Origin of the sequence: Achromobacter sp. GD03932 (assembly GCF_029839485.1) — a bacterium.
Lineage (GTDB): Bacteria > Pseudomonadota > Gammaproteobacteria > Burkholderiales > Burkholderiaceae_B > Achromobacter > Achromobacter bronchisepticus_A.
In genome coordinates, this window is sequence record NZ_JAOCAT010000064.1 from 1 (window position 1) to 4,947 (window position 4,947).

Annotated in this window: 4 protein-coding genes and 2 pseudogenes; 5 read left to right on the top strand and 1 reads right to left on the bottom strand. The window is 59.0% G+C overall.

Annotated elements, in window-relative coordinates; translation table 11 throughout:
* Nucleotides 1-462: 462 nt before the first annotated feature.
* The gene (locus N5C88_RS31255) at nt 463-1,677 is read left to right on the top strand and encodes a chloramphenicol/florfenicol efflux MFS transporter FloR2 (RefSeq protein WP_000214125.1); all 1,215 of its coding nucleotides are present in this window, start codon (nt 463-465) and stop codon (nt 1,675-1,677) included.
* 93 nt (nt 1,678-1,770) lie between these two features.
* A pseudogene (locus N5C88_RS31260) lies at nt 1,771-1,887 on the top strand (DUF3363 domain-containing protein); the annotation flags it as partial.
* Here the strand turns inward: N5C88_RS31260 and tetR(G) are convergent.
* Entirely contained in the window at nt 1,884-2,510 is a 627-nt protein-coding gene (tetR(G), locus tag N5C88_RS31265) for a tetracycline resistance transcriptional repressor TetR(G) (protein WP_000163574.1), read from the bottom strand. The pseudogene N5C88_RS31260 and the gene tetR(G) overlap by 4 nt on opposite strands.
* 103 nt (nt 2,511-2,613) lie before the next feature.
* Here tetR(G) and tet(G) point away from each other — a divergent pair, with 103 nt between their 5' ends.
* The 3 genes and pseudogenes from tet(G) to N5C88_RS31280 all read left to right on the top strand — a co-directional run.
* Complete coding sequence (tet(G), locus tag N5C88_RS31270) at nt 2,614-3,789, top strand: tetracycline efflux MFS transporter Tet(G) (RefSeq protein ID WP_001257840.1); 1,176 nt, start codon at nt 2,614-2,616, stop codon at nt 3,787-3,789.
* A 92-nt stretch (nt 3,790-3,881) separates the two neighbouring features.
* Complete coding sequence (locus N5C88_RS31275; protein ID WP_239498451.1) at nt 3,882-4,802, top strand: LysR family transcriptional regulator; 921 nt, start codon at nt 3,882-3,884, stop codon at nt 4,800-4,802.
* Nucleotides 4,787-4,924, top strand: a pseudogene (locus tag N5C88_RS31280) (DUF3363 domain-containing protein); the annotation flags it as partial. The gene N5C88_RS31275 and the pseudogene N5C88_RS31280, both read left to right, overlap by 16 nt.
* Between the last annotated feature and the right edge of the window lie 23 nt (nt 4,925-4,947).

The following is a 4,947-nucleotide window of genomic DNA, read 5'->3' on the forward strand; positions in this document are numbered from 1 at the left end:
CCCCGCAGGGCTGCGCTCGGCCCTGTGCCGGGATTCGGTGAGAAATGGCTACGCACTGAGCCGCTGCGTGGCCCCGCGATGTCGAAAACCCACGCATGAACCCCCGATCTGTGCCCGATCTGTGCCCAAAGCGGCGCTTGCGCGGCCGCTTCCTACCCGCCAGACTCGCCAAAAAGGGCGGTTGAACTTCCTATACCCGGTTCGGTGTCGTGGCAGTTAGGGCGGCAGCGGGGGTTGGGGCTATAGGAGCCAACGATACCGCATTGCAACGCAACAACTAATTCGATAAGATCTGCTATTCAATTTCGTAATCGTGGAGCCATCAGCATGGGAAATTCCAAGTCAGCAGACAAGTAAGCCGCAACATCAGAATTGTTGTTGCGGCGCTCTGTAAGACCAATCCCATCTGATTGCTGACGAGCAGACGCTGCCCGGTATCCTTAATCGAGCGGTTGATTCGTCATGACCACCACACGCCCCGCGTGGGCCTATACGCTGCCGGCAGCCTTGCTGCTTATGGCTCCCTTCGACATCCTCGCCTCGCTGGCGATGGATATTTATCTTCCAGTCGTTCCGGCGATGCCGGGCGTCCTGAACACGACTCCATCCATAATCCAACTCACGTTGAGCCTCTACATGGTGATGCTCGGTGTGGGCCAAGTGATCTTTGGGCCACTCTCCGATCGCGTCGGGCGACGGCCGATCCTGCTTGTAGGCGCAACGGCTTTCGTTGCTGCGTCTCTGGGAGCGGCTTGTTCTTCAACTGCATTAGCCTTTGTTGCGTTTCGTCTGGTTCAGGCTGTTGGAGCATCGGCCATGCTGGTGGCCACCTTCGCGACCGTGCGCGACGTATATGCCAATCGTCCCGAAGGTGCCGTCATCTACGGCCTTTTCAGTTCGATGCTGGCGTTCGTGCCTGCGCTCGGCCCTATAGCCGGTGCGCTGATCGGCGAGTTTTGGGGATGGCAGGCGATCTTCATCACACTGGCTGCACTGGCTTCGCTCGCACTCTTAAACGCCAGTTTCAGGTGGCATGAAACCCGACCGTTGGATCAGGCCAGAACGCAACGATCTGTTTTGCCGATCTTCGCGAGTCCGGCCTTTTGGGTTTACACGGTCGGATTTAGTGCCGGCATGGGCACATTCTTCGTTTTCTTCTCGACAGCCCCCCGTGTTCTCATAGGCCAAGCCGGCTATTCCGAGATCGGATTTAGCTTGGCCTTCGCGACTGTCGCGCTGGTCATGGTCACGACAACCCGCTTCGCAAAGTCCTTCGTTGCCAAATGGGGTATCGCGGGATGCGTAGCGCGCGGGATGGCGTTGCTCGTTTCCGGCGCGATCCTGTTGGGGATCGGCCAACTTTTCGGATCGCCGTCATTTTTCAGCTTCATCCTGCCGATGTGGGTTGTCGCGGTCGGCATTGTCTTCACGGTGTCCGTTACCGCCAACGGCGCACTTGCGCAGTTCGACGACATCGCTGGATCAGCGGTTGCGTTCTACTTCTGCATCCAAAGCCTGATAGTCAGTATCGTCGGGACATTGGCGGTGACGCTGTTAAACGGCGATACAGCGTGGCCCGTGATTTGTTACGCCACGGCAATGGCAGTGCTGGTGTCGTTGGGGCTGGCGCTCCTTCGATCCCGTGATGCTGCCACCGAGAAGTCGCCAGTCGTCTAGCCGACGACTGGAAGCAAGCCCGCTCCGATGCGGCGCAATAATCTTCGAAACCTCGTGAATGGCGGTATCCTGTCTGGCAAGATACCGCTCATTTCCCTTGTCCCGTGGCGGCCGGTCATCGACCGCCAGCTCGGCCGTGAGGTCATGGGCATCGTGCAAAGCGGATCGGTGTCGTGGCAGTTGGGGCGGCAAAGGGGCATAAGCCTCTAATCTGTTGTAGATGAACGCAGCCGCTCGAAACCAGCGATGAGGCTGTCGAGTCCGAAGTTGAACGCAGCATCCATGCCGTCTGTTTCCAACTCGTGAAACAGATCGTGCAGGAAGGACGACGGTGCTTGCTCGGACACATCTGGCCTGTCCGGAACTCTCTCATCGGCATCAGATGCCTGCTGCTCGAGAACGGAACCGACCACATAGTGACTGACCGCCCGGAGCGCCCAAACGGCGCGCTTCGGACAAAAGCCCTCCGCGCAGAGAAAGCGTATTTGCGTCTCGGCGGTGCCAAAATTCGGTTCTGTCGGTCGAGTGCCGGCATGGATACGCGCGCCGTCGCGATAAGAGAGCAACGCCGTTCTGAAGCTCAGGGCATTCTCTTTCAGGAACACCCGCCAGTCCTCATTCTCTTCGGGTAGCGAGCGGGTATGGCGTTCCGCCAGCATCGCCTCGGCGAGCGCATCAAGCAGCGCTCGCTTGTTCTGGAAATGCCAGTAAAGCGCAGGCTGCTGAACCTTGAGGCGTTCAGCGAGCTTCCGCGTCGTCAGGCTGTCCATGCCAACCTCGTTCAACAGCTCTAGCGCCGCCGCGATCACGGTGCCCTTGTCCAGTTTGGTCATTCACGTTCCTTCGCCAGTGCTTGACAATTTATCACCGATAAGTTCTATTTCCATCTCCTTATCGTTGATAAAGTCGCTCCATTGAGCGGCGCTGGAGTTTCAGGTGCGCAGCTCTGCCATCATTGCCCTGCTGATCGTGGGTCTTGACGCCATGGGTCTCGGCCTCATCATGCCCGTCCTTCCGACGCTTCTGCGTGAGCTTGTGCCAGCAGAGCAGGTCGCTGGACACTATGGTGCCTTGCTGTCGCTCTATGCATTGATGCAGGTCGTCTTCGCGCCCATGCTTGGACAGCTTTCGGATTCTTACGGTCGGCGTCCGGTACTTCTGGCTTCTCTTGCAGGAGCCGCAGTCGATTACACGATTATGGCATCAGCGCCGGTCTTATGGGTGCTCTATATCGGCCGACTCGTGTCCGGCGTCACGGGCGCAACCGGAGCTGTAGCAGCCTCAACCATTGCCGATTCGACGGGGGAAGGTTCTCGCGCACGCTGGTTCGGCTACATGGGGGCCTGTTATGGGGCGGGCATGATTGCCGGGCCAGCACTTGGTGGCATGCTCGGTGGTATCTCTGCTCATGCCCCGTTTATCGCCGCCGCCCTTCTCAACGGGTTCGCGTTCCTGCTTGCCTGCATTTTCCTCAAGGAGACTCATCACAGCCATGGCGGGACCGGAAAGCCGGTTCGCATCAAACCATTCGTTCTGTTACGGCTGGATGATGCATTGCGCGGGCTAGGTGCGCTTTTCGCAGTTTTCTTCATTATTCAACTGATCGGCCAAGTGCCTGCAGCCCTATGGGTCATATATGGCGAGGACCGTTTTCAGTGGAACACCGCGACCGTTGGTTTGTCGCTCGCGGCGTTTGGGGCAACACATGCGATCTTCCAAGCGTTTGTTACCGGCCCGCTTTCAAGCCGGCTTGGAGAGCGGCGCACGCTGCTGTTTGGCATGGCTGCGGATGCGACTGGCTTCGTTCTTCTGGCTTTTGCCACGCAGGGATGGATGGTGTTCCCGATTCTGTTGCTGCTTGCCGCCGGGGGTGTTGGCATGCCGGCCTTGCAGGCAATGCTCTCAAACAATGTCAGCAGTAACAAGCAAGGGGCTTTGCAAGGAACGCTAACGAGCCTCACCAATCTAAGCTCTATCGCAGGACCGCTTGGCTTCACAGCACTCTATTCTGCCACCGCCGGGGCATGGAACGGTTGGGTTTGGATTGTCGGCGCGATCCTCTATTTAATATGTCTGCCAATACTACGCAGACCATTCGCAACTTCATTGTGATTTAGTCATGGCGATTTGGCATGCGTAGACTTAGGAGAAATGACGGATTAAATCTGTTGAGCAATCATCTCCTTTCGGGGCGAGTGCCAATGATGACCTTAGTTCACACTCTCGCTGTCGCCGAATATCTCAACTTCCGTCACGCCGCCAACGCGCTCGGCGTTGCACAGTCCAGCGTCAGCGCCCGCGTGAAGGCACTGGAAGAAGACCTCGGCATCCTCTTGTTCGAGCGTCATGCGCGCGGCGTTCGGCTGACCGAGGCCGGACGCCATTTCGTCGAGCGGATAGCCGTAGGTATTGACCAACTCGACCATGCGGTGAAAACCGCCGGCATGGCGGCAGCCGGAGAAAGCGGCCGGCTTCGTATCGGTATCCATGCCCTGATTCCGCATAGCTTCCTCGCAAAGCTGATCGGCCAATACCGCAAGGATTACCCCGATGTTGAAGTCGAGATCGCCGAAGGCCCGGCCCGTGAAGCGGTGGTGCAGCTTCGCGCCGGCAGGTTGGACGTGGCGTTCGTCGCGGGCACGCCCCAACCACCCGACTGCCATTCCCGTCGCACATGGACCGAACCGCTCTTGGCGGTGCTACCGGAACGGCATCCGCTCGCCAAGCGGTCAGCCGTCACATGGCCCGATTTGGCAGGCGAGACGTTCCTTGTCCGGCATGGCGGCACTGGACCGCAGGTTCATAGCCATATCGTGCTACGCCATGCCGAGCGCTGGCCTGCGCCGTCGATCCTGCGCTTCGACGTGGGGCGTGGCACCCTTTTGTCTTTGGTCGGACAGGGCTTTGGCATCACCATCGTCGGCGCGGCCACGGCGCTGTTGCCGACAAACGGCATTGTCTTTTTGCCCTTCACCGACGAGCCGGAGCCGGTCGCCTTCTCGGCTGTCTGGTCGCCGTCCAATCGCAGCGCGGCGCTTCGCAACCTGCTCAGCCTCGCCAACGACATGGGCCGGAAGGTCTGCACGGACTACCGTTCGATACTACCACGGATAGCGAAGGCGTGAGCGACAAGTCCACCGGCACCGTACAATTATCCAGCAGCCAGTTCGCTGTGGTTGAAAAGAGCCATAAATGCACCCTTGTCCCGTGGCGGCCGGTCATCAACCGCCAGCTCAGCAGCGAGGTCTGCGCGGGCAGATAGGACCGGCG

Bases quoted from the DNA above. Each gene is read 5' to 3' on its own strand.
- N5C88_RS31275 (WP_239498451.1), top strand. From the start codon at position 3,882: ATGACCTTAGTTCACACTCTCGCTGTCGCCGAATATCTCAACTTCCGT.
- N5C88_RS31255 (WP_000214125.1), top strand. From the start codon at position 463: ATGACCACCACACGCCCCGCGTGGGCCTATACGCTGCCGGCAGCCTTG.